This is a genomic window from Dolichospermum sp. FACHB-1250, assembly GCF_014696335.1.
Lineage (GTDB): Bacteria > Cyanobacteriota > Cyanobacteriia > Cyanobacteriales > Nostocaceae > Dolichospermum > Dolichospermum planctonicum.
In genome coordinates, this window is sequence record NZ_JACJPZ010000068.1 from 1 (window position 1) to 19,837 (window position 19,837).

Consider the following 19,837-nt stretch of genomic DNA (forward strand, 5'->3'; position numbering starts at 1 on the left):
CATAATCACGCGACTACGCAAATCTATTGAATAAGGTGTTGGCATATAATTTAACAATATATTTATTCTAGTTTACCTCATTTTCTGGCTTAACTACATGAAAATCGCTGTAATCTGACGACACACTTGTAAACCATCTATTCCAGACATTACCCAATCACAGATAATGAGAGCGGGACATAATTTTTTGGCTTCTATTATTCCCTCTTCGCCATTAGCCGCTATGGTAACATCATAGCCCTGGGTTTTCAGCGTTTTTTTCAAAACCATTCGTAAGATAGGATCATCATCAATGACGAGGATTTTAAACATTTTGACCATTAAACAGTTTGAATAATTACTTATTAATTACTCTACATTAAATCTTGTCTAAGGATTTACATTTTTCACATTTTGAAAATACACTCATAGTCAAATATTCTATAGATTGACCAATGAATCATAAAATCTACCTAAAAACCGATACAGATATTAATGCTACAAGTGAAGTTTTATCCTGGCTGGAGCAAATCAACCAGCCCCCATTTAATAATCAAACAATTTGGTGGGAATTACAAACACTACTAGTAGAAGGATTTATTAATATTGTAGAACACGCCCACAAAAAATTGCCCAGAGAAACTCCGATTGAATTAGAAGTTATTAGACTCGAAGAAGATATAGAAATTCGGATATGGTCTTGGGGAGAACCTTTTGAGTTAGAAAAGCAATTGCAAATAACTTCAGCATTAGAGGATAATGATCAAGAACGAGGACGGGGATTGCAAATAATGTCCTCCATTGCCGACAAACTATCTTATAAACTAACAGATGACAATCGTTATTGTTTATTTATCAGTAAACATTATTGTTAGAATATGAAATTTATTTTGTACTACTACTAGACATGGCGTGAGAAAAAATCTAGGGACAATTGATGAATTATCCCTATAATAGTTTCAGGTTAGCCACATTTGATTCTCACCAGATGTCTATTGGTAATAGATTTATTCCATTCATCTGTGGTATAAATACATGAAAACCGCTGTAGATTTAAGTCAATTTGGCGTGAGCAGCCAAAATAATTCTTTCTGTTTCTTCCCAATTAATACATTTATCAGTTACGGAAACACCATATTTTAAATCTTCACGATTTCCTGTAATCGGTTGACTACCTTCATACAAATTCGATTCTAGCATCATTCCCACAATGGAACTATTACCATCTAATATTTGCTGAATAATATTTTCAAACACCATCGATTGTAACCTGTAATCTTTATTAGTATTACCATGACTACAATCAACAACTATTCTTGGTGATAATTTAGCAGCTTTTAATTGTTCTTCCACTAATTTAATGTTCTCTGCATCAAAATTAGGCTGAGTTCCACCACGCAAAATTACATGGCCATGAGCATTTCCCCTAGTTTGAAATACACTCACTTGTCCCTTTTGATTAATACCTAGAAAATTATGGGGCGTTCTTGCTGATTTGAGTGCATTTACAGCTACTTGAATATTCCCGTCAGTACCATTTTTAAAACCCACCGGCATAGATAAACCACTAGCCATTTCTCGATGTGTTTGTGATTCAGTTGTTCTCGCGCCAATTGCAGACCAAGATACCAATTCACTGATATATTGAGGAATAATCGGATCAAGTGCTTCCGTGGCAGTTGGTAATCCTAACTCTGTCAACTTTAACAATAAACTTCTAGCAATTAATATCCCCTTTTCTACATTGAAAGAATCATCCATTTCCGGATCATTAATTAGTCCTTTCCAACCTACGGTAGTTCTCGGTTTTTCAAAATAAACTCGCATAATTAATAGCAGTTTATCCTCAACTTTTTTCGCTAAATCTAGTAATTTTTCCCCATATTCTATGGCTGCTTTAGGATCATGAATTGAACAAGGACCAACAACAATGAATTTTCGTCTATCTTGGAAATCTAGAATATGTTCTATTTCTTGTCTGAATTTTAAAATTGTATTTTCAGCGGTTTTAGTTAAAGGTAATTTTTCTTTGACTTCATTAGGAGTTAGCAAAACATGAGAACTCTTAATGTTAGTGTTAATTAATTTGTGGATCATAGCAGAAATCTCTTGATTTGTGTTATACGTTAGCAATCCTAAAACTTATGTGACACTGTTTTTTATTCTCTTTAAGTCTAAATTAGTTAGTTAACAAAAAACAAGTTGCACAAATTCAGGTAGGATTATTATGTGCAAGGGTTGATATATATTAATATACACAGCTTTTTTCAAAAATACAATATAAGTCTGTGTTATTTCCATAACATTAGCTGCAAAAAGATAATTCAATACCTAAACCGAAATCAGAAGTAATTAACCACAGATAAACGTAGATAAACGCAGATGAAGATAGATACATTTATAAGCTTGATAATTATGTATAGATTATTACCAAGAAATTGGTTTTCAAGGTAGACGCTGTTTAGTAATTTTACTCAATTTTCCCACTGGTGATTAACATATAACTTAATAACCAATTTGCGGAGGTGGCTCTGCGAGTTTGTCGCGGACCAAATTCACCAATTTTGTAACCTTTAAAACCTAATTTTTCTTTAAGTAGCTGTTTATTTTCAGGAGGAATAGAACGAGTTAATTTCATAATTGCTGGCCGAGAATCTATAAAATCCGGTGGTTGGGGATATTCGTCTCTCCATGTCGTCTCTACTTGACTATGATCATAGGTTTCTGTTGTGGTATCATAGCGATAACCTAAGTAATACCATACTAATTGGTTTACGGTAGCATCATTAATTGTATCATTAATGATTGCCCAAATTGTTTCTGTATTCAAGGGTGGTAGGTTAGACATGATTTTAAGGGAATAGGGAATAGGGAAATATTTTCTGACTATTGTTATATTATTTAGCTATTTAGCAAATATTTCTACAAAAAACTGCTTCATTGCTTGCCAAGAACGCTGATCTGCAATTGCATTATAAATAGCACCTTTGGGATTATTCTGGGCTTCTGGGTTAGTGAAAGAATGAAGCGCACCACCATAGAATATTAACTGCCAGTTAACATTACCTAGACGCATTTCTTTTTCAAAAGCTTGTACTTGCTGTTCTGGAACAAAAGGATCATCAGCACCATGTAATACTAATACTTTAGCTTTGATATTTTTAACATCATTAATATCGGGAGTGTCAAGATTACCATGAAAACTAACTACACCCGCAATATTAACACCACTTCGAGCTAATTCCAATACTGTACCACCACCAAAGCAATAACCAATAGCAGCAATACGTTGAGAATCTGTTAAAGGATACTTTTGTAGAACCTGTAACCCAGCTTTTGCTCTTGCGCGGAGTAATTTGCGATCTTGACGATAAATATTTGCTTGTTTAGCTGATTCTTCTGGGTTTTTTGGTCTAATTCCTTTACCATAAATATCTACTGCAAAAGCTACATATCCTAATTTAGCTAACTGTTGAGTCCGTTTTTTTATGTAAGACTGTAAACCATTCCATTCATGAACCACTAACACACCAGGACGCTTAACTTTAACGACATCATCATAAGCAAGATATCCTTCTAATAAAGTATTCCCTTGCTTATATTCGATTGTTTGAGTTCTAATTGCTGCTAATACATGACTAGAACTCAATAATACTATTGCAGGTGTTAGTAAAACAGAAAGCAAAAATTTCATAACTTTATTCACTCGTTAAAATTGATGGCTCTTCGGTACTTATTATGGTAAATTACCATTCAGTAAAAGGGAACAGGGAACTCTTAACAGGTAAAAGAGAGAATATTTTGCGATAATATTCAAACATATAGCTGATTTCTTATACGTAGCAAGCTTTATGAGATTTTTTTTGCTCAGATATCGCATATTATGTACTCAAGATGCAAATTGATTATGGTGAATTATGACTACAGAATTAGAGAAAATAAAAGTAATTACTTGCAAAAAAATTGCTACAATGTTGGTTTTGCAATTTTAGTAAAGGGAAAGTTTATCGTCACGTTTTTGACTTGTGTTCATTATATCACATAGATTACCTGGAAGATGTTTTCAAGCCAAAAATAGCGCGGTAAAAGTCATGCGTATCCATTTGGGCTTATTCCTAAAAAGGCTGACTTTTATGCTTGCTAAGTCAGCATATAAAGCAAGAAAAATCAATTTTTGTCCCCATTTAACTCCTCGGCTATTAATTCACTACCATGCGTGCAACTGCTACTATTTCTCAAAATCCTTTACTTCAAAGCTCTGGTTTACCCGCATTTGCGGATATTAAACCGGAGCAAGTCGAACCAGCTTTTTCTTACCTGTTAGCAGAACTTGAAAAGCAGTTAACTATCCTAGAGGCAAATATACAGCCTACTTGGACTGGTTTAATAGAACCTTTAGAAAAATTGACAGAAAGACTAAATTGGAGTTGGGGAATACTCAATCATTTAATGGGTGTTAAAAATAGTCCAGAACTACGTAGTGCTTATGAAAAGGTACAGCCACAAGTAGTTCAGTTTATAAATATCCTGGGTCAAAGTAAACCTATTTATAATGCTTTCAAAGCAATTCGTAATAGTCATACCTGGGAAACTTTAGATTTAGCCCAACAGAGAATTATCAAAGCGGCTATTCGGGATGCAGAATTGTCAGGTGTCGGCTTAGAAGGTGAAGACAGAGAGCGTTTTAATGCTATTCAGATGGAATTAGCAGAACTAGCCACTAGGTTTGCTAATCATATCCTAGATGCCACTAAAGGCTTTATTTTAATCCTCACCACCTTGGATGACATTGACGGCTTACCAAGCAGCTTGTTAAGTCTTGCAGCCCAAGCTGCTCGTGCTGCTGGAGAGGAAAATGGCACACCAGAACATGGCCCTTGGCATATTACTTTAGATTTTCCCAGTTATTTCCCCTTTATGCAGCATAGTACCAGACGGGATTTGCGGGAAAAAGTCTATAAGGCTTATATTACCCGAGCATCTTCTGGAGAATTAGATAATAACCCCTTAATTACCCGCATTTTAGAGTTAAGAAAGGAACTAGCTCAATTAATTGGCTTTGAAACCTTTGCTGAACTCAGTTTGGCTAGTAAAATGGCTCAGGATGTTCCCTCCGTAGAAAAACTTTTAGAAGAACTCCGTCAAGCTAGTTATAATGCTGCTGTTAAAGATTTAGATAAACTTAAAGCTTTTGCAAAGAATAAAAAAGCAGCAGAAGCAGAAAATTTGCAACACTGGGATATTAGTTTTTGGGCTGAACGTCAACAGGAGGAAAAATTTGCCTTTACGGCTGAAGAGTTACGCCCCTATTTTCCCCTCCCTCAAGTCCTAGATGGTTTATTTGGGCTGGTAAAAAGGCTTTTTGGTGTCACGGTAACTTCTGCTGACGGCCAAGCACCAGTATGGCATGAGGATGTCCGTTATTTCCAAATTGCTGATCAATATGGTGAAACCATTGCCTATTTTTACTTAGATGCTTACAGTCGTCCCGCTGAAAAACGTGGTGGTGCTTGGATGGATGCTTGTATTCACCGCAAACAAATCAAAGAGAATGCTGTAACTACTATCCGTCTCCCTGTCGCTTATTTGATTTGTAACCAAACTCCCCCTGTGGATGGTAATCCTAGTTTAATGGCTTTTGATGAAGTTGAGACATTATTTCATGAATTTGGACATGGTTTACATCATATGCTGACTAAGGTAAATTATCTGGGGGCAGCAGGTATTAATAATGTTGAATGGGATGCAGTAGAATTACCAAGCCAATTTATGGAAAATTGGTGTTATGACCGCCAGACCTTATTGGGTATGGCCAAACATTATCAAACAGGTGAACCATTACCAGAACATTATTACCAAAAGTTGTTGGCGGCACGTAATTACATGAGTGGTTCAGCTATGTTGCGACAGATATATTTCAGCAGTGTGGATTTGGAATTACATCACCGCTATTGTCCCCAGGGTCAAGAAACTGTCACAGATGTGCAACATCGGATTGCTAAGTTGACAACTGTGTTACCACCATTACCAGAGGATGGGTTTTTGTGTGCCTTCGGTCATATTTTTGAAGGTGGTTATGCAGCGGGTTACTATAGCTATAAGTGGGCTGAGGTGCTTAGTGCTGATGCTTTTGCTGCTTTTGAAGAAGCGGGTTTGGAAGATGAGGCCGCAATTCATGATATTGGTAGACGCTATCGAGATACAATTTTAGCATTAGGTGGCAGTCAGCATCCCATGGATGTCTTTAAAACCTTCCGGGGACGAGAACCCAGTACCAAGGCTTTACTCAAACACAATGGGCTGCTAACTGACCCATAAATTGGCACTTGAAGGTATAAGAGGACAAAACAATTCAAAATCCAAAAGAAAACCTGTTCCTCTTACCTCTGGACTGAGTGAATTTATATTACAGCTTCTTCACGTTGACAATCAAAGAAAAGCTCAAAATCAGCATCAAGAATTAACTGGCGTATGTGCTGAATATAACCTTCTGCATCTGAACGACTACGGAATCTGGCAACAATTACTTTTTCCTGTTCGGTAACGACACGGGCTATAGCCCAGCCATTCAGCCTTTTTCTGTAAGCTATGGCTTGATGTTCTGAAGTGGTGTTTTTGTAATCCGTATTTTGTGGCATGATTATTTTATGCGTATGAACTTGAGTGAAGGGCGTTACTTTGTGTCTTAACCAAGAATGTACCATCGCTTTTTATTGATGATGCCACCTTGGTATTACATATTTTCAAAATTGTCAATACGTGATGCAACAACTTATTTTTTAACAAAATTTACTTTTATTTGCTGCTAAGAAGTAAATACTGATTTAATTAGTATTTAAACTTCCATAAGTATTGATTGCATGGTTATAAGCTATACCAATTTTCAACTATTTGAGATTTTAGATTGTCAAATATTTACGAATGTTGCTATACTTTTTCCGTATAATCTGAGATAGTCTGGAAAAATAAAAATGTCAATTACATCAATTATCAAAAAAGTAGCATTGGAAATAGGGGCTATAGTTTTAGTTGAACCAGAATATGAATTAGTCGGACATATTACATTTAAAAACGGCAAAAAGTCAGTTTTTAGTCATAGCAAATTAGATATTAATGGTTTTGGGGCAGCTGAGTTAGTTAAAGATAAAGCATATAGTAATTTTTTTCTGAAGCAGTTTGGATATAAAGTTACAGAGGGAAAAACTTTTTTTAATGATAAATTATGCGCTAAATTAGCAAATCTCAGAAATATTGATGATGGATTTAATTATGCAGAGTCCATGGGATTTCCTGTAATTGTTAAACCTCTCAATCTTAGTCAGGGAATATTAGTTACTAAAGTATATAATCAGACAGAATATTATGATGTAGCTGATAAAATATTCCAAATTAAATCAGGATTGATTGTAGAAAAATTTTATATTGGTAATGACTATAGAATTGTTGTTTTAGATAATGAAGTGATTGTTGCCTATCAAAGGATTCCCTTATTTGTTGTCGGTAATGGTATATCTAATGTTTTAGAGTTGCTACAACAAAAGCAGGAAAAATTTATTAGCCTCGGCAGAAAAAACGGTATTAAAGTTGATGATTTCCGCATTGATAAAAAATTAAAAACGCAAAATCTTAATTGGGATAGCGTGATTCCTAATGATCAGATTGTTTATCTTTTAGATAATGCTAATTTATCTAGTGGAGGTGAGGCTGTAGATTTTTCGGAAACTATTCATCCAGACTTTCAAAAATTAGCAATTAATATTACTAAAGATATAGGATTAAGATTAGCAGGAATAGATATACTTACCCATGATATTACTATGCCAATGACAGATTATACGCTAATTGAAGTAAATGGTTCTCCCGGGTTAGATCACTATGCTGCTAGTGGTAAATTAGCAGCGCAAAAAGTAGAAGAATTGTATTTAAAAATTCTCAAAGCATTAGAAAATGACATAGCAGTTGCCAGGTAAACAAAAAAATACTCTGTTCCCTGTTTCCTGCTATTCTATTGGTAGTAATTAAGAGTTACAAATTTTTCTCTAGTAGTGATTCCAATTCCCCAGGCAAATAGTTCATATCTGCTACTCTAGCTACGAGTAAACTATCATGTCCGGCATCTTGTAAACGAGATTTCCAATAGTTAATACTCTCAGCATTATTCATCCAAAACTCAATTACCGTATCTACTACTTGATCTAAATTCCAACCCCATTTTACAGGAATTGGTTCTATAGATTCCAGGAACGCATCTAAAGTACAAGTATGAGTTCCTAGATATTCTATCCCTTGATGTTGTGGTTTTACTAAACTCTGTTGTTGGTGATTAAAAAAATGCCAAACAGGAGATACCCCTATCAAATTGAAACTGTATTTAATCATTCTCGTCCTCCAAAGTTATCAATTGCCGATAAACCTCTGTTTTTGGCAAAAACTATTGCGGAAAAGTCCGCTAACTTCATCTAGAAAAAGTAGAATTTCTGCCAACTACATCAGTTTCAAGATTACCTCAGACATTAGCACTCAAGCCCTTTGACTGCTAGGATTTATTTGGTTTTTAGATTGTATTGATAAATAATATATGGCATTAATTCCAGGATGTAAATGATTTTTAGTATTTTTTCACCAAAAATCTATAAATCAGTATTTACCCGCCATTACTGGCTTTTATCTGCTAGTATTTTATACTAAATTCTGTAGTCCAAACTGTTTACACACAGCAAGTTACCTGTTGGTTGGCATAAAACCCCAAGCAGGGGAACTAGATAACCTGTTACTAACAATATCTGACTAAAGTGCATACCCCTAAACCTGATTCTTTCCTAAGGGTAATTCATGAATTACCCCTACTTTGGTGATTTTTTTGGTAATTGCTGCGGTTGAGTAACCAAACCCGATAATTTTTGTCGGGTATGTTTGACGGTGATTTTGTCTCGTGCTACTATGATTTCAAAGTTGACGGATATCCAGGGAAAGGTAAATTATGACTCAGGCGATTACAAACCTCAACCAAGCAAACACTTCCATACTCAAAGCATTGAAGTGTAAAGAATGTGGCGCAGAATACGAGCTTAAAGCTACTCATGTATGTGAATTGTGTTTTGGTCCACTAGAAGTCAAATATGATTACAATGTTCTTAAAAGCTTAGTTAGTCGAGAAACTATTGAAGCAGGTCCCAACTCAATTTGGCGCTACCGTCACTTTTTGCCCGTTGCTACAGATAATTATATAGATGTCGGTACAGGGATGACTCCCTTGGTGCGTTCTCACCGTCTTGCCCGTCGCCTGGGTCTAAATAAGCTTTATATTAAAAATGATGCCGTGAATATGCCCACCCTGAGTTTTAAGGATCGGGTGGTATCCGTTGCCCTCAGTAGAGCGAGAGAATTAGGTTTTACAACTGTTTCTTGTGCTAGTACAGGTAACTTAGCAAATTCTACCGCAGCGATCGCCGCTCATGCCGGTTTAGATTGTTGTGTATTCATTCCTTCTGACTTAGAGGCTGGTAAAATTATCGGTAGTTTAATTTATAGTCCTACCCTAATGGCAGTCAAAGGCAATTATGATCAAGTTAATCGCCTTTGTTCAGAAGTTGCGAATACCCATGGTTGGGGTTTTGTGAATATTAACCTCCGTCCTTACTATTCTGAAGGCTCTAAAACCTTGGGCTTTGAAGTTGCAGAACAACTAGGTTGGGAATTACCAGATCATATAGTTGCACCATTGGCTTCCGGTTCTCTATTTACTAAAATTTATAAAGGTTTCCAAGAATTTGTAGAAGTTGGTTTAGTAGAAAATAAAGCTGTCCGGTTCAGTGGCGCTCAAGCAGAAGGTTGTTCTCCCATTGCGACAGCCTTTAAAGAAGGTAAAGACTTTATTAAACCAGTTAAACCGAATACAATTGCTAAATCAATCGCTATTGGCAACCCCGCAGATGGGGTATATGCTGTAGAAATAGCTCAAAAAACCAACGGTAATATTGAATCAGTTAATGATGCCGAAATTATCGAAGGTATTAAATTATTAGCAGAAACCGAAGGTATCTTTACAGAAACCGCAGGGGGTACAACCATTGCTGTTCTGAAAAAATTAGTAGAAGCCGGCAAAATCAATCCAGATGAAACCACAGTAGTTTATATCACTGGTAATGGGTTGAAAACCCAGGAAGCAATTCAAGGCTATATTGGCGAACCTTTGACAATTGAGGCCAAACTAGACAGTTTTGAGCGGGCGTTAGAAAGATCCCGGACCCTTGACCGTTTAGAATGGCAACAAGTCCTAGTTTAGAAGCTTTAGCGGTTAGAAACCGTAGTTATACAAATAAAGTCCACCTCCGTGGACTCAACAAAAATTCAGGTTTTTACCTGTCGCGGTTTATAACCGCCTATTTAGCTTACTCACTCACAATTAACGTTTAAACAATGGCCGTAACAGTTTTAGTTCCCACCGCTTTGCAACAGTTTACAGAAAATAAGTCCGTATTAGAATGTAGTGCTAGTAATATTTCTGGCTTATTAGATTCCTTAGAAGTAAGCTGTCCTGGTATTAAATCGCGTTTGTGTGATGATCAAGGCAAACTCAGACGGTTTTTGAATGTCTATGTTAACAGCGAAGATATTCGCTTTTTAGAAGGTGCAGAAACAACCCTAAAGGATGGTGACGAGGTGAGTATTGTTCCTGCTGTTGCGGGTGGTTGAAGCATATATAAATATTTAAAGTATAAAGTTTTAGTCATATCTCCTTATCTCGTTCCCAGTCTCCGACTGGGAATGCAGTCCAGAGGCTCTGCTTCAACAGTAAATGAATAAAATTCCCAAATTCATGGCTCTGGTATGTCAAAATAAAAATAACTGACTACCCCAAAACGAGCAATGGCAGAAGAAACCACACAAACTCCAGCAGAAAGCGAAAAAACCGCCGCCAAAGCTGCCAAAAAGGAAAAACCCCCAGCTTTGGAAGATAAACCTTTTGAAGAGTTTATGCAGCAACATTATCTCCCGGCACTGCAAGCAGCAATTACTAAAGAAGGTGTGCCAGATGTAAAACTGACTTTTGCCAAGCAGAAGTATTCCATAATTGGTTTTACCTCAGCGGAAGAATGTTGGCAAGTTATCGGTTCCTGGCAAGGGGGACAACGCCAGTTTAATGTATATTTCCCCGAAGAGAATATTCAAGGTAAAAAGGGTTTTTCCTGTAATGAAGGTAAAAAACCGAGTACCCTAGAATCATTTTTAATTGACGAGCGGAAAATCACCCTAGATTTGTTAGTATCTCGGTTAGTATATCGTTTGAACGGTCAAAAATGGCTAGGTAGAAATTAGTTAACGTAATCATAAGTCACGACTTCAGAAATGGAGTCGTTACCTATTTTTAGATAATTTAACAGAAGAATATATAGCATTTCCTAGTCTAATGAAGTACAAAAGTTCGGAAATGATAAATCATAGCGGTTCGCAACTTTACAATTCATCAAAGTAATAAGTCACAACTCCAGAAATAGGGTTGTTGCCTATTCTCACATGATTTGATTGTAGCATTTCTTTGAGCATGGTTTCTACTTCTATAAGACTAGCTCCTGTGGCCTTAACACCTTGAGTTACTGTTAAACTACCACCATTAGCCTCTGCTGCTTCTATGAGTTTGACAATGAGTGGTTTACCATTTGGTTGGTGAACTTGTGATATAAATATCCGCTCATTCATGGGTATACCCGCAGATGATACACCTGCTTTTAACCGCAATTTTTGCTCATATTCGTCAACCATATTCGGTATGATCACTAAATCAACAAGTTGTCCAATATAAAATAAACCACCAGTACATAGCCATAATAAACCAGTACCGATTTTGCCATTATATAAGCGATGTAAGCCTCCTATACCAAAAAAACCTGCTCCACACAGAAGATAAGAAACAAGAAGACGATCTTGATTTTGATTGTTTTTTATAGTCATTTTATTTTATGTCCATTAGGATTTACTGGTTTAATCATCTACCCTTTGATTAACTACCTTTCCTTAGTCCTCAATTCCCTTAACGATTCTATTTTTAATTTTAACCATGATTTCTCTTTCTCCTGAACTTCAAGCTAGACTTTCTACACCTCTCAAAATTGGATCATTTGCGGTTAAAAGCCGTGTTTTACAGTCTCCATTGTCGGGGGTGACGGATTTGGTCTTTCGTCGTTTAGTACGTCGTTATGCACCAGAATCTATGATGTATACAGAAATGGTCAATGCAACGGGTTTACACTATGTTAACCAATTACCAAAAATTATGGAGGTAGATCCTCAAGAAAGACCTATTAGTATTCAATTATTTGATTGTCGTCCCGATTTTCTAGCGGAGGCAGCAATAAAAGCGGTTGCGGAAGGTGCAGATACTGTTGATATTAACATGGGATGTCCAGTTAATAAAATTACTAAAAATGGTGGTGGTTCTTCTTTATTACGTCAACCGGAAATTGCAGAGGCAATTGTGCGGGAAGTTGTGAAAGCGGTAGATGTTCCTGTAACTGTGAAAACTCGTATTGGTTGGAATGATCATGAAATTACTATTTTAGATTTTGCTAAACGCATGGAAGACGCAGGAGCAAAAATGATTACTGTCCATGGACGCACTCGCGCTCAGGGTTATAATGGTAATGCGCGGTGGGAATGGATAGCTAAAGTTAAAGAAGTCCTGTCAATTCCTGTGATTGGTAATGGAGATATTTTTTCTGTGGAAGCTGCGGTAAAATGTTTAGAACAAACTGGCGCAGATGGGGTAATGTGTTCTCGTGGAACTTTAGGTTATCCCTTTTTAGTTGGTGAAGTTGATCATTTCTTAAAAACAGGAGAATTATTACCACCACCTAACCCCATTCAACGTTTAGAATGTGCGCGAGAACATCTTTTTGCTTTATGGGAATACAAGGGAGATAGGGGAGTCCGTCAAGCGCGTAAACACATGACTTGGTATGCTAAAGGTTTTGCTGGTGCTGCTGACTTACGGGGTAAATTAAGTTTAATGGAAACTGTACAACAAGGTTTAGATTTGATTGATAGAGCTAAGGAAAATCTAACTCATGGTTATGAAATTGAGGAAGAAATACCTGCAACTATAGCATAAATATAAAGAATAAAGATCAGGTCTCATTAACGTGGGGTGACATATCCTTCTGAGTTCAATGTTTTAAAAGCCAATTCTGTATTATAGCGGTTCTTGGTTGAGTAAAGTATAATATCCCCGCAAGAGAGCAGGGGTTATGATGTAAAAAAACTATCTTACAGCAAGTTCAGCTTGAGTGAGGTACACCTTGTGCGGGCAAGACTTGTACTGAGCTTGGTCGAAGTATGCCCGCACCACAAGAGTTTTATTATTAATATCTGTACTTCATAAACGGATAACTGCTGTATATTATTTCACAACTTTTAGAGTTTGTAAAGTTTCATCGGCACAACCACTAATAAAACCACCCATATTTTGAATTTCCTGTAAATATGCCAATGCTGATTTTGTAATTATTTCCCCCGGCATTAATACAGGAATTCCTGGAGGATAAGGACAAATAATTTCTGCACAAATTCTATCTTGGGTTTCCTCTACAGGTAATACTTCGCTATTAGCAAAAAAGGCCTCACGGGGAGAAATGGACAGATCATGACCTATTATAGCATCGTTTCTATTCTTACACGGTTGACACTCAGATGTCAAGGGGGTGACATGGCTAAGATTATTTAATCCCTGAATTAGGTTTTGAATATCTGCTTTTGTGTTTCCTAAGCTAATAATAAATGTGAGATTTTGCCAAGATGAAAATTCTGGAGTAACATCGAATTTTCTATCTAAAATTTCTTCAGCCGCAAAGCCTGTAAATCCTATTTCACTAACATTTACAGTTAATCTAGTTTGATCTAAATCTAGAAATTTTTGTGATTTTTCGCTATTAATTAAAGGAGTAGATAAACCAGGAATTTGATTAATTTTAATTATTGCTTCTTGCGCTAATTCCCAAGTTTGAGACATCAATTTTTTTCCATGTATTGCCATTTGATGACGTGCAGCATCTAAAGAAGCTAAAAGTATAAAACTAGGGCTGGTAGATTGAACTAATTGTAAGGCTTTATTAATTCTATCAATATCAATTCTATTTCCTTGAATATGTAACATTGATGCCTGTGTCATTGCCCCCAATGTTTTATGAATTGATTGTATAGTTAAATCTGCACCTGCGGTTAAAGCTGAGGTGGGTAATTGTGGGTGAAAATGAAAATGTGCGCCATGGGCTTCGTCTACAATTAAAGGAATATTATATTGATTAGTTAAGTGTGAAATCGCCTTTAAATCTCCACAAACACCATTATAAGTTGGATAAACTATCAATACTGCTTTTGTATCTGGATGTTCTATTAATGCTGCTTTTACTAATTCGGGTGTTATACTATATGTAATATCTAAATATTCATCATATTCAGGATTTATAAAAATAGGAATTGCACCAGAAAGAATTAATCCAGAAATAACTGAAGAATGAACATTGCGCGGGAGAATTATTTTTTCTCCCATTCTACAATTAGCAAGAATTGCAGCTGCAATTCCGCAGCTAGAACCATTAACTAAAAACCATGTTTTCTCAGCCCCAAAAGCCTCTGCTGCTAATTCTTGTGCTGCTAAAATTACGCTTTGGGGTGTAAATAAATTATCTAATTCTGCCAATTCTGTTAAGTCAGCATGAAAGACATCTTTACCTAATAAATCGCTTAAAAGTGGGGAAATACCCTGGCCGCGTTTATGCCCTGGGGTGTAAAATGGTGCATGAGAACGGGTTGTACAAGCTTTTAATGCCTCTATAAGCGGGGTTTGGTTTTGATTTAGCATATTGTCAATGTCCCCTAGGGTCTTTTAAGCAAGGAATAAAAACCTTTGGCTTGAGTGAAGTACACCCTCTCAGCAATACTAACTATTTTCTCGGCTCTGACATTCTGATATATAATAAACATACTGCGTAAACAACAAGGAGGTAATTTAGAGTGTCAATGTGCGTTCTACAGTAAAAATCTCCTATTAATTTTTAATTGTCCCCCTCTTGTGAAAAATGTTAGACAAAATATTTAATTACCTAAACTTTCACTTCAGCGTTGAAGCCTCCATTGTTCTCTTGATTTTAGTATTTTTAGAAGCGGTACTATCCGCTGATAATGCGATCGCCCTCGCTGCGATCGCCCAAGGACTAGAAGACAAAAAACGAGAAGGTCAAGCCCTCAACATTGGCTTAGTATTCGCTTATATTTTAAGAATTACCCTGCTGTTAACAGCGACTTGGGTACAAAAATTTTGGCAATTTGAACTTTTGGGTGCTGGTTATCTCTTATGGTTAGTATTTCAACACTTTAGTTCTCAGGAAGACGAGTCCAATCATCATCACGGTCCACGGTTTAAATCACTGTGGCAAGCTATACCCGTAATTGCCTTGACAGATTTAGCTTTTTCCTTGGATAGTGTCACAACAGCGATCGCAGTTTCTCAAGAAACATGGTTAGTAATCACCGGTACAACCATTGGTATTTTCACCCTAAGATTCATGGCTGGATTATTTATCCGCTGGTTAGATGAATATGAAAATTTAGAAGACGCGGGTTATATTACTGTCGCATTTGTGGGTTTACGGTTGCTGTTAAAAGTCATCAATGATGATTTAGTCCCACCACAATGGCTGGTAGTAACTGTTATTGGTGTGATCTTAGCTTGGGGATTTTCCAAGCGTACCGTTGTTGAATTAGTCCCAGAAGAAAGGGAAAAAACTGAAGTCTCAAAGTGATGAGGACGGGAACTAGGTAACAGGTAAGAGTTTATTACCAATTACCTTTCCTGAACCTTTCCTCAATTCATAACAAACCCCGATAACGAATAAAAATCAAAACCACAGCCCAAGAACCTAATGCTACCTTAACAGCAACTAGGATGTTTAATATCGGTAAAATTCCACCACTAAATAAGGCCCCTAACTCACCGTGGGGTAATTCTAGCCCCGATAAAGTTATGACTGCTAAAACAATAAAAACCAATACCGAAACCTTTTCCCAAGTAGCAGCGTGCCAACGGTGATAAATATCCTGCATCCACTGATATGATGAAGTAATTGCTATGAGTCCAATTGCTGTACCACCAGCCACACCAGCTGCAAAACCGCCTCCAGGACTCAAATGTCCCCTAATTGCTAATTCAATACCCACTAACGCCGCAATTGTCGCCCCTAGACGAGCTAATATTATTGATGGTTGATCTTTGAATTGATAAATACTGCAAGATGGTTTGTCATTGGCTAGTAAAAAATTAGCTCCGAGAATGGCGATAGTAAAAACAATTACTTCAAAGATTGTATCATATAACCGATTTCTGAAAATAATCCCTGATACCGCATTGGGAACACCACTTTCTTTAACTACTGTTTCCACAATGGAAATATCTGATAAATTCGGTTCATAATTAGGCATGATCAGCATTTTCACAAATAAAGCTATTCCCGCTAAAATGTAGACTAATTTCATAAATGCTGCTCCCCTAAATGTCAAACATGGAAATATTTTAAAATTGTTTTTGGTAATGAAAGTTCACTTTCTATAATGTTATAGATACGTTGCACTCGAATTGCAGTTTGGTAGGTTTCTTCTCCTTGATGACTTTCTTCCAAACGCACACAAGTAGCATGAATTTCCTTTTCTATTAATGCCTGTTGTAGACTTTGGTTATTGCTATAGGGAACAATTTCTAGCCGTAAGTAATGTTTGTTAAAAATCTGGCGAAATTCGTTGATAAGTTGTTGCAAAGTGCTATCCTGATTTTTTTCTATTGACTGATTTTCAATGACACCAAGACGCAAAACTAAAGATGAACGGACTGCAATTGCATAGAGAGCAATTGATAGCATTGTTCCCATTAATGCTTCTGTTAAAGCTACATCTGCTGCTCCTAAAACTGCATCTACCATTGCGGCTATGGCACCGAGTACCCCACGAATCACTAAAGCATGATAGGGGTTAGTTTGAGTTACTAACATCCCCGCAGTTAAGGGTAATAAAGCAATGATCAAATAGAGATAAGTATCATTCATTTTTTGCCTCTTGTGTTGAACAATATGCTAATACATAACCCAGCATAGTATTCCAAATTGCTAAGGAAATAATGCCCAGAATAAGTAATGGCCATTCACTGGGTATTTTCAATAATAGTCCGATGATAATAATCATTGAACCTAAAGTATCAGCAACAGAAAGTCCATGTAATTTGAATAATACTGATCTGTTGCTAACTAAATGAAAAGTTCCCCAAAACCAAAAAACTATGCCTATACCTATACAGCTATAACTCAGAAAGTTGATCATACTTCACCCAATCTTCTCAGGATATGTGCTAATAACATTAATCCGGCATTTCCTACACTCAGAATAATCGCTGCAACTACACCAATCATCCAATCATCTCGCAAAACGGAAATTACAAGAATCATGATTGCTACTTTACTGGAAATACTACCAAAAGCTAACATTTTCTGCCAAGTATCATCACTTTTCCCAGCTTCATAAATGGGGATAAGTAAAGCTACAATCATTGCCATTAAGACTATTTCTAAGTTCATAATTGTTACCTGCCGGGTTTAATTTGGTGGACCTCATACCATCCTTCTTCACGGTATTTAAAAACTATGGTTTTGGGTGTGAAGGTAATTAGAAATATATCCACAAAAATCAATAAAGGTGATCTTTTGAGTTTGACTTTCTCTATGATAATTTCTTCTTGATGATGGGGACGCAGGATAATTTCAAATGCCTCCATAAAAGCCAATGGAATGGTAATAATAATTTTAATTATCACCTTTAACCAAGCTTTTAATTTTTCTGGTGAGGATTTACCACGTGGTAAAAGTAAGGCAATAATGACACCAATGATAATATTTGTTAAACTCACGTTAGCAGTGAGTAAAAACCAAATTGATAATCTTAATATGAGATGTCCAATCATGGGAAAGCCATCCAAAATAGCAAAATTAAAGTCAGACTCATGACACCAACCAAATGCTCAAATTCTTCAAATACACGAGGTAAAGATATTGATAACTTTTTGAAAATAACATGATAGGCTAACCAGCCCACAGCAATGGTTATAAGTGCTTTTGTAATATCAGCAGTATTATAAGCTTGAGGATAGACAATATTGGCAACAATTAAACCAGTGATCAAAAATATTATTGATATCCAAAAACCTGGTTTGATTTTCTGTTCTCCTTCTCGACTGTGGGGTAAAAAAATAAATTTAGCAAAGGATATTGCTGTACCGACTGCGGCAATATTCATAATTATAAATTGCCAAGATGCTAAATTTTTCATGCTTAAACTCTTAGCAGCAAAACCTGATAATAAAGGGAAACCAGAAATTGATAAACTAGCGATAACTAAGGCTATCCAAATTGTTGTATGAATGGGTTTATATTGCAATTCTTTAAAGTTGCGACTGGGTAAAGAACCCGCAATCAAAAATAAAGATGATTTGACTAATCCATGGGTAAGAGCATAAAATCCACCTACTACTGGTGCCGCGAGAATAAAGCCTAATTGGGAAATTGTGTGAAAGGCCAACATTCGCTTAGTATCTTTTTCCAAAACAGCATAGGATACACCCATTAAAGCCGTTCCTACACCGAAAATTCTGACTATGATATCAATTTCTTCGGAAACTAATGCAGTACGCAATAAAGGTAAAACACTGGCTTTAACAACAATTCCTGACATCAATGCGGAAACTGGTGTTTCTGATTCAGAATGAGTTAAAGGTAACCATAAACCGGATACAAAAATCCCAGCTTTGATTAATAATCCCAGAAAAATTAATGCTAGTGCTTCCGGTGGTGATCCCTTTAAACCTGTAAAACTAAAGGAATGATGTGTCTGATAAACCAGCGCCGCACCAACTAGATAAAACAACATGGAAGTATTACTTACAAATAGATACCGTAAACCTACCCAAATTGAGCGATCGCTACGGGGATAAGCAATCAATAAAAAGGCCGCAATACCACTTACCTCTAAAGCCACATATAAACTAATGAAATCTGCACAGACAAAGGCAGCATTGAGGCTACCATGGACAATAATCATCTGAGCATAGAAAAAAGCCGTTTTATCACTGCGCCAGCAGTAGAGAGCAACAGCAGCCGTGACTATAGCATTTGTGAGAATAAAGTAAGCGCTTAACTCGTCTGCTACTAATTTAATACCGAAACTGTCTAGTACATTCAGTGTCACGGGTGATGGATTGAGAAATAACTGCAACCCATAAGCAGCAGAAGCAATAGTTCCCCACAGAGTTAAATGTCGGTTGAGTTTGGGAACGATAAAAATGATGAATCCTAGAAAAAATGGGGTAGCAATCCAAGTCAATGTAATAGTATTCATCTAAACCTCCTCCAGGAGACCCCCACCAAAACTGTACTCAGTTTGGTGATGGGAGGAATGGAGGGTTAATTGTGAAACGTCCCTTGAGTAATTTTGTGCGTTAGCACAAATAGCGAGAAGGACAGTTGAGTAATTAACAAATCTTTTATACTGCATACGAATAACCATCCTTTGCGTGAATGCGTTTACAAAACTTATGTGATATTCCTTGAATCAATCCATTTTTAGTAGAAATATTGAAACTACCAGTTGAACGAATAGCAACTTTTCCTACATAAGTACCAATCTTTTTACCAGTGGTGACAACCGCTTTAGCAATATCGCCAGTTTGAAAACCAAAATGTATTTTTTCTCTCGGTACGTGCCTATTCGGAAAACCGTACTTGTCGGTTCGGCAAGATTGCCTAGAACCGTGACCGTTAGCTGTAAT

At 36.5% G+C, this 19,837-nt stretch carries 21 protein-coding genes and 2 pseudogenes; 8 read left to right on the forward strand and 15 right to left on the reverse strand.

What is annotated here, in order from left to right; all coding sequences use genetic code 11:
* Positions 1 to 105: 105 nt before the first annotated feature.
* Positions 106 to 312: pseudogene (locus H6F39_RS18175) on the reverse strand (PleD family two-component system response regulator); the annotation flags it as partial.
* A gap of 122 nt (positions 313 to 434) precedes the next feature.
* Here H6F39_RS18175 and H6F39_RS18180 point away from each other — a divergent pair.
* Complete coding sequence (locus H6F39_RS18180) at positions 435 to 854, forward strand: ATP-binding protein (protein ID WP_137909490.1); 420 nt, start codon at positions 435 to 437, stop codon at positions 852 to 854.
* Between the two features lie 178 nt (positions 855 to 1,032).
* Here H6F39_RS18180 and H6F39_RS18185 read toward each other — a convergent pair whose 3' ends face one another.
* From H6F39_RS18185 to H6F39_RS18195, 3 genes are all read right to left on the reverse strand, one after another.
* Positions 1,033 to 2,076: a 3-deoxy-7-phosphoheptulonate synthase gene (locus tag H6F39_RS18185; RefSeq protein ID WP_028091296.1), complete on the reverse strand. Its 1,044-nt coding sequence runs from the start codon at positions 2,074 to 2,076 to the stop codon at positions 1,033 to 1,035.
* 373 nt (positions 2,077 to 2,449) lie between these two features.
* A complete protein-coding gene (locus tag H6F39_RS18190) occupies positions 2,450 to 2,827 on the reverse strand; it encodes a DUF1823 family protein (RefSeq protein WP_137909491.1) in 378 nt (125 codons plus the stop codon).
* Positions 2,828 to 2,884: 57 nt separating this feature from the next.
* Positions 2,885 to 3,673, reverse strand: coding sequence for a dienelactone hydrolase family protein (locus tag H6F39_RS18195; RefSeq protein ID WP_137909492.1), 789 nt, complete (start codon positions 3,671 to 3,673; stop codon positions 2,885 to 2,887).
* A 518-nt stretch (positions 3,674 to 4,191) separates the two neighbouring features.
* Here H6F39_RS18195 and H6F39_RS18200 point away from each other — a divergent pair.
* Complete coding sequence (locus H6F39_RS18200; RefSeq protein WP_137909493.1) at positions 4,192 to 6,297, forward strand: M3 family metallopeptidase; 2,106 nt, start codon at positions 4,192 to 4,194, stop codon at positions 6,295 to 6,297.
* Positions 6,298 to 6,380: 83 nt separating this feature from the next.
* On the opposite strand, the gene H6F39_RS18205 is transcribed toward H6F39_RS18200, so the two are convergent.
* On the reverse strand, positions 6,381 to 6,617 hold the full coding sequence (locus H6F39_RS18205; RefSeq protein WP_137909494.1) for a hypothetical protein: 237 nt from the start codon (positions 6,615 to 6,617) through the stop codon (positions 6,381 to 6,383).
* 333 nt (positions 6,618 to 6,950) lie between these two features.
* Here H6F39_RS18205 and H6F39_RS18210 point away from each other — a divergent pair, with 333 nt between their 5' ends.
* Positions 6,951 to 7,949, forward strand: coding sequence for a cyanophycin synthetase (locus H6F39_RS18210; RefSeq protein ID WP_137909495.1), 999 nt, complete (start codon positions 6,951 to 6,953; stop codon positions 7,947 to 7,949).
* Positions 7,950 to 8,004: 55 nt separating this feature from the next.
* Here the strand turns inward: H6F39_RS18210 and H6F39_RS18215 are convergent, their stop codons facing one another.
* Entirely contained in the window at positions 8,005 to 8,355 is a 351-nt protein-coding gene (locus H6F39_RS18215; protein WP_190372257.1) for a hypothetical protein, read from the reverse strand.
* 604 nt (positions 8,356 to 8,959) lie between these two features.
* Here H6F39_RS18215 and thrC point away from each other — a divergent pair.
* The 3 genes from thrC (at position 8,960) to H6F39_RS18230 (ending at position 11,298) form a co-directional block, all read left to right on the forward strand.
* Complete coding sequence (thrC, locus tag H6F39_RS18220) at positions 8,960 to 10,264, forward strand: threonine synthase (RefSeq protein WP_028082282.1); 1,305 nt, start codon at positions 8,960 to 8,962, stop codon at positions 10,262 to 10,264.
* Positions 10,265 to 10,398: 134 nt separating this feature from the next.
* The gene (locus H6F39_RS18225) at positions 10,399 to 10,674 is read left to right on the forward strand and encodes a MoaD/ThiS family protein (RefSeq protein ID WP_137908703.1); all 276 of its coding nucleotides are present in this window, start codon (positions 10,399 to 10,401) and stop codon (positions 10,672 to 10,674) included.
* A 174-nt stretch (positions 10,675 to 10,848) separates the two neighbouring features.
* Entirely contained in the window at positions 10,849 to 11,298 is a 450-nt protein-coding gene (locus H6F39_RS18230) for a DUF2996 domain-containing protein (protein ID WP_028082280.1), read from the forward strand.
* Positions 11,299 to 11,436: 138 nt separating this feature from the next.
* On the opposite strand, the gene H6F39_RS18235 is transcribed toward H6F39_RS18230, so the two are convergent.
* Entirely contained in the window at positions 11,437 to 11,931 is a 495-nt protein-coding gene (locus tag H6F39_RS18235) for a TM2 domain-containing protein (RefSeq protein WP_137908704.1), read from the reverse strand.
* A gap of 106 nt (positions 11,932 to 12,037) precedes the next feature.
* Between H6F39_RS18235 and dusB the strand changes: the two genes are divergently transcribed.
* On the forward strand, positions 12,038 to 13,087 hold the full coding sequence (gene dusB, locus H6F39_RS18240; RefSeq protein ID WP_137908705.1) for a tRNA dihydrouridine synthase DusB: 1,050 nt from the start codon (positions 12,038 to 12,040) through the stop codon (positions 13,085 to 13,087).
* Between the two features lie 288 nt (positions 13,088 to 13,375).
* On the opposite strand, the gene H6F39_RS18245 is transcribed toward dusB, so the two are convergent.
* Positions 13,376 to 14,836, reverse strand: coding sequence for an aminotransferase class I/II-fold pyridoxal phosphate-dependent enzyme (locus H6F39_RS18245; RefSeq protein ID WP_190397179.1), 1,461 nt, complete (start codon positions 14,834 to 14,836; stop codon positions 13,376 to 13,378).
* 217 nt (positions 14,837 to 15,053) lie between these two features.
* On the opposite strand from H6F39_RS18245, the gene H6F39_RS18250 reads away from it, so the two are divergent.
* Positions 15,054 to 15,776, forward strand: a complete 723-nt coding sequence (locus H6F39_RS18250; protein ID WP_137908707.1) for a TerC family protein — start codon at positions 15,054 to 15,056, stop codon at positions 15,774 to 15,776.
* A 67-nt stretch (positions 15,777 to 15,843) separates the two neighbouring features.
* Here the strand turns inward: H6F39_RS18250 and H6F39_RS18255 are convergent, their stop codons facing one another.
* The 7 genes and pseudogenes from H6F39_RS18255 to H6F39_RS18285 form a co-directional block, all read right to left on the reverse strand.
* The gene (locus tag H6F39_RS18255) at positions 15,844 to 16,506 is read right to left on the reverse strand and encodes a Na(+)/H(+) antiporter subunit B (RefSeq protein ID WP_028082275.1); all 663 of its coding nucleotides are present in this window, start codon (positions 16,504 to 16,506) and stop codon (positions 15,844 to 15,846) included.
* 20 nt (positions 16,507 to 16,526) lie between these two features.
* The gene (locus tag H6F39_RS18260) at positions 16,527 to 17,069 is read right to left on the reverse strand and encodes a DUF4040 domain-containing protein (protein ID WP_137908708.1); all 543 of its coding nucleotides are present in this window, start codon (positions 17,067 to 17,069) and stop codon (positions 16,527 to 16,529) included.
* Entirely contained in the window at positions 17,062 to 17,340 is a 279-nt protein-coding gene (locus H6F39_RS18265; protein WP_137908709.1) for a monovalent cation/H(+) antiporter subunit G, read from the reverse strand. Before H6F39_RS18265 ends, H6F39_RS18260 begins: the two co-directional genes overlap by 8 nt.
* Positions 17,337 to 17,594, reverse strand: coding sequence for a hypothetical protein (locus H6F39_RS18270; RefSeq protein ID WP_137908710.1), 258 nt, complete (start codon positions 17,592 to 17,594; stop codon positions 17,337 to 17,339). Before H6F39_RS18270 ends, H6F39_RS18265 begins: the two co-directional genes overlap by 4 nt.
* A 5-nt stretch (positions 17,595 to 17,599) precedes the next feature.
* On the reverse strand, positions 17,600 to 17,977 hold the full coding sequence (locus H6F39_RS18275) for a Na+/H+ antiporter subunit E (protein WP_190372251.1): 378 nt from the start codon (positions 17,975 to 17,977) through the stop codon (positions 17,600 to 17,602).
* Positions 17,974 to 19,407: a cation:proton antiporter gene (locus tag H6F39_RS18280; RefSeq protein ID WP_190397180.1), complete on the reverse strand. Its 1,434-nt coding sequence runs from the start codon at positions 19,405 to 19,407 to the stop codon at positions 17,974 to 17,976. Before H6F39_RS18280 ends, H6F39_RS18275 begins: the two co-directional genes overlap by 4 nt.
* A 145-nt stretch (positions 19,408 to 19,552) precedes the next feature.
* Positions 19,553 to 19,837 (reverse strand): annotated as a pseudogene (locus H6F39_RS18285) (HNH endonuclease); the annotation flags it as partial.

Excerpts from the sequence above, each read along its gene's own strand:
- H6F39_RS18265 (WP_137908709.1), bottom strand. The coding sequence starts at position 17,340 with ATGATCAACTTTCTGAGTTATAGCTGTATAGGTATAGGCATAGTTTTT.
- H6F39_RS18230 (WP_028082280.1), top strand. The coding sequence starts at position 10,849 with ATGGCAGAAGAAACCACACAAACTCCAGCAGAAAGCGAAAAAACCGCC.
- H6F39_RS18190 (WP_137909491.1), bottom strand. The coding sequence starts at position 2,827 with ATGTCTAACCTACCACCCTTGAATACAGAAACAATTTGGGCAATCATT.
- H6F39_RS18205 (WP_137909494.1), bottom strand. The coding sequence starts at position 6,617 with ATGCCACAAAATACGGATTACAAAAACACCACTTCAGAACATCAAGCC.
- H6F39_RS18210 (WP_137909495.1), top strand. The coding sequence starts at position 6,951 with ATGTCAATTACATCAATTATCAAAAAAGTAGCATTGGAAATAGGGGCT.
- H6F39_RS18225 (WP_137908703.1), top strand. The coding sequence starts at position 10,399 with ATGGCCGTAACAGTTTTAGTTCCCACCGCTTTGCAACAGTTTACAGAA.
- dusB (WP_137908705.1), top strand. The coding sequence starts at position 12,038 with ATGATTTCTCTTTCTCCTGAACTTCAAGCTAGACTTTCTACACCTCTC.
- H6F39_RS18235 (WP_137908704.1), bottom strand. The coding sequence starts at position 11,931 with ATGACTATAAAAAACAATCAAAATCAAGATCGTCTTCTTGTTTCTTAT.
- H6F39_RS18200 (WP_137909493.1), top strand. The coding sequence starts at position 4,192 with ATGCGTGCAACTGCTACTATTTCTCAAAATCCTTTACTTCAAAGCTCT.
- H6F39_RS18270 (WP_137908710.1), bottom strand. The coding sequence starts at position 17,594 with ATGAACTTAGAAATAGTCTTAATGGCAATGATTGTAGCTTTACTTATC.
- H6F39_RS18195 (WP_137909492.1), bottom strand. The coding sequence starts at position 3,673 with ATGAAATTTTTGCTTTCTGTTTTACTAACACCTGCAATAGTATTATTG.
- H6F39_RS18255 (WP_028082275.1), bottom strand. The coding sequence starts at position 16,506 with ATGAAATTAGTCTACATTTTAGCGGGAATAGCTTTATTTGTGAAAATG.
- H6F39_RS18250 (WP_137908707.1), top strand. The coding sequence starts at position 15,054 with ATGTTAGACAAAATATTTAATTACCTAAACTTTCACTTCAGCGTTGAA.
- H6F39_RS18280 (WP_190397180.1), bottom strand. The coding sequence starts at position 19,407 with ATGAATACTATTACATTGACTTGGATTGCTACCCCATTTTTTCTAGGA.
- H6F39_RS18245 (WP_190397179.1), bottom strand. The coding sequence starts at position 14,836 with ATGCTAAATCAAAACCAAACCCCGCTTATAGAGGCATTAAAAGCTTGT.
- H6F39_RS18180 (WP_137909490.1), top strand. The coding sequence starts at position 435 with ATGAATCATAAAATCTACCTAAAAACCGATACAGATATTAATGCTACA.
- H6F39_RS18260 (WP_137908708.1), bottom strand. The coding sequence starts at position 17,069 with ATGAATGATACTTATCTCTATTTGATCATTGCTTTATTACCCTTAACT.
- thrC (WP_028082282.1), top strand. The coding sequence starts at position 8,960 with ATGACTCAGGCGATTACAAACCTCAACCAAGCAAACACTTCCATACTC.
- H6F39_RS18275 (WP_190372251.1), bottom strand. The coding sequence starts at position 17,977 with ATGATTGGACATCTCATATTAAGATTATCAATTTGGTTTTTACTCACT.
- H6F39_RS18185 (WP_028091296.1), bottom strand. The coding sequence starts at position 2,076 with ATGATCCACAAATTAATTAACACTAACATTAAGAGTTCTCATGTTTTG.